Below are 4,940 nucleotides of genomic sequence, written 5' to 3'. Positions count from 1 at the left end.
TTTGTCGAAACGCTCTTTGCTTCATGGCGGCTCCCTCCGTGGGCCGCCGATCCCGCCAGCGTCAGGGCGTCATTCCGTATGAGGGCATAGAGAACGGCGGCCTTGATTTTGTCAAAGCCGCCGTAATGTAATCAGGCATGGGAAAAGAGCTGCTGCACGACGGCTTTTTTTCTTTTGCCGTCGTCCGGCAGATAAATTAAATATAGAAACTATGGCAGAATACAAAGTATTGCCTTATTATCATATTTCTACCACATAATCCACAATAGTATCCTTATCGAAGACCGGGCAGCTTTCGCCGCTCGGTCCCTTCTTAATTACTCCACATCCCGGAAATACCGGATGCACTTCATCAGTTCCACTGCCAGCTCCTGGTACAGATCTTCATCAAATCTTCTGTTCACCAATGAATACTTAATCAACAGCGGCCTGTACATTGCAAAGATTTCTGCCTTCGCATCCATGTCCCCAGCTTTTGCCCGGTATAATAATTCATCAAAGCTCATTCTTTTTATCCCCCAATCTTTTGCGTATTTTACGGATTGCATAGAAGTACGCATCCTTGCATCGCTCTGCTGTCATCCCGGTCATCTCGCCAATCTTTTTAAATGAGCGCTCCTCAAATACGTGAAGATAGATCAGCTCCCGTTCTTTCTCATTGAGCATCAGCAGCGATTTCACAAGTTTTTCATCCGAGAGTTCGTTCCACTCCGGGAACTCACCTGCAGCCTCTTTGAGCAGAATCTCTTCCCGCTCCTGGTTCTCCCTCATTTCTTCAAATGTGATCCGTTCTTCAATCTCCGCAATTTCCTCCATCAAGAAGGAGTCCTTCTCCGTCCGGATCTTTTTGTCCAGGTAACTGCTCCTGCGCCCTTTGATAAATTCCAGTAAGTATGCCGTAAAATGGTTCTTTGTCCGATCTCCTGTATAGGTATGTTTTTCATTCATATATTGATTCCTCCTGAATTTCATCTGTAGTTTCAAAGAAATTCAGAAGGCCGGCGGCGAGCGGCACCCTGGCAGTCTTTCGTTCCGTTCCCACGGCAAAAAAATAAGACCGAAAGCTGCCAAAGGCAGCCCGATCCTATCCGGCGGATTTAACTTTACATGAGAACACGCAGTATATGTGGTCGGAACCAACACATATACTGCGTGTAAAAGAGTTTCTTCACCTGCAAAAAGAAGCAGGATTTTTTTGAAATTGTTTCAGATAGCGTCTGATCCATCCGGCTGTTCACACCTTATCTTCCGTAGATTCCCCCTCTATGTATGCGTTATATCGCCTTCAAACACGCATGATAGCGCATTTCATATACTGCTTGTCTGCGGTAAAATATATGCAGGAAATGAGGTGATTGGATGTATAGACAACGATTGGGGGATGCTGTAAGAGAAGCCAGAATGAATTTGGATTTATCGCAGAATACGCTTGCGGAACGGTCCCACGTATCCCTTCGTACAATTTCAGATATCGAAACTTATAAGGCGAACCCTCGTTTTGACAGTCTCTGCTCCCTGGCGTCCTATCTGAACATTTCTATTGACGCGGTAATCAAAGACCGTAAGAACAATAGCGGCAGTACGACGATGCAGCAGATCCTGGTAGAATTGGAGTCTTGCTCAGAAGAAGAGCAGGTAATTGTGCTGCAAACGCTGCGAGGCCTCTTGAAAGGACTACATACCCGGACAGAGAACCCCACATAACCACCTCTTCTGCCATTGTAAGATACACTTCTCGGAAATCTTTATAGAAGTTCTATGGATTTTCTATGGAAATTCTGAAAAAACGGTAAAAAAGAGGGAGAACTACTGCAAGTTCTCCCCAAAGATCTGTATCACATATTTCTAAATGCTGCCATGGCATCCGCAATATCCTGCATCGTTCTTTCATCAATCGGAGGCCCTTCCTCGTTTAAATCCTCAATCACGACCTCTGCTGGCTGCTTTTCTACCTCCAGCTGTATCTGCTGGCTGGTTGAAGTTCCAGCGTCTGTAGCAGGAGCCTGGACAGCAATTCGCTCCATTTCCTGCCGTACCAAAAGACGCACCATCGCCTGGATGCTTTCCTGGGAAACACCCATATCTCCTCCAGACTTCTTCCCTGTATACTGCAGGATCGCTTCCGCAATCAGAGCCGCCTTTTTCTCCGTACCGTTCAGGATCTCCACGACTTCCAAATGCTCCGGATTTTTCTTATCAAATCCTATCGTAAATACATATGGATTTTTCTTTCCCACGATCATCACTTCCCTGCTATAGAACTGCGGTACAGGATGCCGTACCCTTTCGCATTTGCAAAAATATCATCAATAAACTGATACTTGATCAGACGGCTGGAGCTTTCCAGAAACCGCCGAAGTAAGATAGCTCCGCCTCCGATGAATATGGTATAGGTGGATTTGGTGTCAATGCCACGTTCTCGGACACTGCTGAGCAGGTCAGTCACAAAATTCCGGGCCATTTCTTCCACGGTATGTACCACCATTTCCGGATAATATTCCGTCTTGCCTTCCAGGATACTGTCAATGTCAGTTTCCTCCAGCAGCATATCGTGATCCCCGTTGACACTGGAAATGATATCGTTATACATGGTGATGACACCCTTTTCCATGGAATCGCAATAGTCTAGACATGGGCTTCCACTACGCATCAGCAGAAAATCCGATGTAAATCCGCCAATGTCAATCCCTACTGCCTTGGGAATCTGCCGGATTTTTTCTCCCTCGGTCATCATAGCGGCATACGCCTGGGGATATACAGCTACGTCCCGGATGCAGGTATGGTAGGTTCTTCCGTTATACACCAGATCCTGCACCTTTCCATCTCCCAGGAAATACTCCCGATACCGCTCCGCCAGTTCTGCGTAATGCTTGGGTGGCACACCAATCGGCAGTGACACCTGCACCACGTCTTCATCCGTTACCTGACCGGTACGCTCCAGTTCCTTCGCAATAGCAAATCTCGTCAGGATGGAAAAGCGTTCATCCTGAGTCTTGTCCCTCTGATACGGGATCCGCTTTCCGCTCAAAACATAATACTTCCCGTCAGTCTGAAGGAAATCCTCCCGTCCCGCAGGCTTACGGTCTGTGGAAGAGAGCCCCGTGGTGAAAAGAAAATGGGGGGTCTTCATGTTCCGGTTCCCGTGATCCACGGGGATAGTCAATTTTTTTATCATAATGCGTCACTCTCCTTATATTGTTTTCTACTTATTTCATACGTAGGAGATATGTAGATAGCAACTCTGGAAAGAAAATTATTGAGATTTTTTATTTAGGATAGCATTTGAGAAGTGTCTTTGGTAGAATGAATACAGCAACAAATTGGAATTTGGAGGTATCACATGAAACGAGAATTAGGAATTGCCAGATGTGGTCTTGCATGTTGTTTATGCACAGAGAAAGCTGATTGTAATGGCTGTGGGTCTAACGGTTGTCCAGATAATGATATTTGTGAGAATAAAAAATGTTCGATTGCAAAAGGACTGACACATTGTTATGAGTGTGAAGAAAAATGCAAGAAAGGATTATTGAGCAAAATTAAACCATACACCTTTACCTTATTTGCTAAAAAGTATGGAGAAGAAAAGCTCTTGGACTGTTTAGAAAGAAATGAGAAAAATGGAGTTGTGTATCATCAAGAAGGTATAAATGGAGATTATGATGATTTCGATGATGTAGACCAGTTAATGAATTTTATCTTGACGGGAGTACGATAAATCCTAAGTTGTAGAGTGGAAAATTGGAATTTGTGAGGGCTTTATATGAATATAGACGATTTTAACAATAACATTCTTGCTAATCGTTGGAAAGAAAGATACGCAAATCAACCAAATGATATAAAAAAGAAATTAGATACTTTTGAAAATTCAGATTACCAACTGCATATTATAAAAAGAAAACGAATTTATCCTTCGGTTGGAGATATATTTCAACTAAATCCGAAAGATAATATTTGCTTTTATGGTATAGTTGTAAATACGCACATCAACAATATTAACGGAGATGATTTATTAGTAATAATGATTTTTCATAATGAAGTTGAAATACAGGACTGTGTTCAAAGAGGAATAAAAGAGAAAGATTTGCTTATTCCCCCTCAAATAGTAGGCAAGGAATATTGGACAAGAGGTTATTTTTATAATATCGGACGATTTGATGGAATAATGAATGTTAATAATTATGGTTTTTATCGAATTGGAAAAGGAAAGTTTGTAGATGAGTATGGAAATGTTCTTAATTGTGAGCCAGAATTATTAGGTTGCTCTGGCGTAGTCACAATAACCGGAATTGCTTACCAAATTACACAGGAATTGATTATAAGAAAAATCATATAACCAAACAATAAAAGCTAAATAGACAAATCCTAAGTTGTCGAATTGGAAGTTAATGAGGTGAGAATAAATGGATAAAGAAAAAAAGAGGAAGTTTCATTTGGTGTTATATGGAATTGCTATTCCTGTTAGTTTATTCGCTCTATATACATTTATCTTTGTTTTTGATAATGGTATTGGGTGGAAAATTGCGTTAATTATTATTGGCTTGGGTTGGCTTATATCCGCTATCTCCGGGTTTATAGAAAATTTGAAGAAATAGAACAATCCTAATTTTTCTCTATCAAGGCAGGCGCCGGTTTCCCGGCACCTGCGCTTCATTTACCGCTCCACATAAATGACGGTATTCTGTCTAAATCCATTCTCTTTACAAAAATCCCTGTATAATTCTTCCAATTCCGTCATGTTGTAAGCATCGAGTTCGGTCTCATCTTCCTGACCATCCATGTTGATAAATCCGATCCTGTAAGTACCTCCCCCGGTTGTCACAATTCCTTTTCCTGCAAATGTCAACCACTTTTTTACATTGTTAGGTAAGATGTTTTTTACATCGTATGGTAAGGAGTTTTTTTCATACTCTGGTAAGCAGATTTTTACATCGTAAGGTAAG

General features: G+C 42.1%; 9 protein-coding genes. 4 read left to right on the top strand and 5 right to left on the bottom strand.

What is annotated here, in order from left to right:
- Positions 1-317 precede the first annotated feature (317 nt).
- Positions 318-506 (bottom strand): helix-turn-helix domain-containing protein, encoded by a 189-nt coding sequence (locus tag B5F07_RS22045; RefSeq protein ID WP_015573110.1) that lies wholly within the window; start codon positions 504-506, stop codon positions 318-320.
- Complete coding sequence (locus B5F07_RS22040; RefSeq protein WP_087163316.1) at positions 496-948, bottom strand: sigma-70 family RNA polymerase sigma factor; 453 nt, start codon at positions 946-948, stop codon at positions 496-498. Before B5F07_RS22040 ends, B5F07_RS22045 begins: the two co-directional genes overlap by 11 nt.
- Before the next feature lie 453 nt (positions 949-1,401).
- Here B5F07_RS22040 and B5F07_RS22035 point away from each other — a divergent pair, with 453 nt between their 5' ends.
- On the top strand, positions 1,402-1,704 hold the full coding sequence (locus B5F07_RS22035; protein WP_242971308.1) for a helix-turn-helix transcriptional regulator: 303 nt from the start codon (positions 1,402-1,404) through the stop codon (positions 1,702-1,704).
- A 131-nt stretch (positions 1,705-1,835) separates the two neighbouring features.
- On the opposite strand, the gene B5F07_RS22030 is transcribed toward B5F07_RS22035, so the two are convergent.
- Positions 1,836-2,237, bottom strand: coding sequence for a hypothetical protein (locus tag B5F07_RS22030; protein ID WP_140398079.1), 402 nt, complete (start codon positions 2,235-2,237; stop codon positions 1,836-1,838).
- A gap of 5 nt (positions 2,238-2,242) precedes the next feature.
- Positions 2,243-3,175 carry a ParM/StbA family protein gene (locus B5F07_RS22025; protein WP_087163314.1) on the bottom strand — a complete coding sequence of 311 codons (933 nt, stop codon included), beginning with the start codon at positions 3,173-3,175 and terminating at the stop codon, positions 2,243-2,245.
- A 165-nt stretch (positions 3,176-3,340) separates the two neighbouring features.
- On the opposite strand from B5F07_RS22025, the gene B5F07_RS22020 reads away from it, so the two are divergent.
- The 3 genes from B5F07_RS22020 (at position 3,341) to B5F07_RS22010 (ending at position 4,592) form a co-directional block, all read left to right on the top strand.
- Positions 3,341-3,715: a DUF3795 domain-containing protein gene (locus tag B5F07_RS22020; protein WP_087163313.1), complete on the top strand. Its 375-nt coding sequence runs from the start codon at positions 3,341-3,343 to the stop codon at positions 3,713-3,715.
- 45 nt (positions 3,716-3,760) lie between these two features.
- Positions 3,761-4,333: an Imm26 family immunity protein gene (locus tag B5F07_RS22015; RefSeq protein WP_087163312.1), complete on the top strand. Its 573-nt coding sequence runs from the start codon at positions 3,761-3,763 to the stop codon at positions 4,331-4,333.
- A gap of 67 nt (positions 4,334-4,400) precedes the next feature.
- Complete coding sequence (locus tag B5F07_RS22010; RefSeq protein WP_054353191.1) at positions 4,401-4,592, top strand: hypothetical protein; 192 nt, start codon at positions 4,401-4,403, stop codon at positions 4,590-4,592.
- Between the two features lie 59 nt (positions 4,593-4,651).
- Here the strand turns inward: B5F07_RS22010 and B5F07_RS22005 are convergent.
- On the bottom strand, positions 4,652-4,940 hold a 289-nt coding region (locus B5F07_RS22005; RefSeq protein ID WP_242972632.1), incomplete at its 5' end, for a hypothetical protein.

Origin of the sequence: Lachnoclostridium sp. An169 (assembly GCF_002160525.1) — a bacterium.
Classification (GTDB): Bacteria; Bacillota; Clostridia; order Lachnospirales; family Lachnospiraceae; genus Mediterraneibacter; species Mediterraneibacter cottocaccae.
This window is presented reverse-complemented; position numbering and strand designations above follow the sequence as displayed.

Excerpts from the sequence above, each read along its gene's own strand:
- B5F07_RS22045 (WP_015573110.1), bottom strand. The coding sequence starts at position 506 with ATGAGCTTTGATGAATTATTATACCGGGCAAAAGCTGGGGACATGGAT.
- B5F07_RS22040 (WP_087163316.1), bottom strand. The coding sequence starts at position 948 with ATGAATGAAAAACATACCTATACAGGAGATCGGACAAAGAACCATTTT.
- B5F07_RS22035 (WP_242971308.1), top strand. The coding sequence starts at position 1,402 with ATGAATTTGGATTTATCGCAGAATACGCTTGCGGAACGGTCCCACGTA.
- B5F07_RS22025 (WP_087163314.1), bottom strand. The coding sequence starts at position 3,175 with ATGATAAAAAAATTGACTATCCCCGTGGATCACGGGAACCGGAACATG.
- B5F07_RS22020 (WP_087163313.1), top strand. The coding sequence starts at position 3,341 with ATGAAACGAGAATTAGGAATTGCCAGATGTGGTCTTGCATGTTGTTTA.
- B5F07_RS22015 (WP_087163312.1), top strand. The coding sequence starts at position 3,761 with ATGAATATAGACGATTTTAACAATAACATTCTTGCTAATCGTTGGAAA.
- B5F07_RS22010 (WP_054353191.1), top strand. The coding sequence starts at position 4,401 with ATGGATAAAGAAAAAAAGAGGAAGTTTCATTTGGTGTTATATGGAATT.